The 249-nt window shown below is 63.5% G+C and carries 1 protein-coding gene; it reads right to left on the bottom strand.

Annotation, left to right across the window (positions count from 1 at the left end):
• Positions 1–249: HAMP domain-containing protein (locus OGL92_RS22120; RefSeq protein WP_263148043.1), on the bottom strand; the 249-nt coding region annotated here is incomplete at both ends.

Here is a 249-nt window from a genome sequence, read left to right as displayed (position 1 = left end):
ACTGTGGATGCGCTCGACGAAGTGGTTGAAGGCCCGCGCTAGTTCGCCGAACTCGTCCTTCGACTGCAACTGCAGGCGCTTGGTCAGGTCGCCGTCACCCTGGGCGATGTCTTCCATGGCCCGGCTCATCTGGTGCAGCGGCTGGAGCAGCACGCGGATCAGCATGCCCAGCAACAGGATGATCAGCACCACCGCGATCAGCGTGGCGATCACCGCCGAGGTGCGGAATTCGCTGAGCATCGAGTAGGC

Source organism: Pseudomonas sp. RIT-PI-AD (assembly GCF_025642785.1).
GTDB lineage: Bacteria > Pseudomonadota > Gammaproteobacteria > Pseudomonadales > Pseudomonadaceae > Pseudomonas_T.
This window is presented reverse-complemented; position numbering and strand designations above follow the sequence as displayed.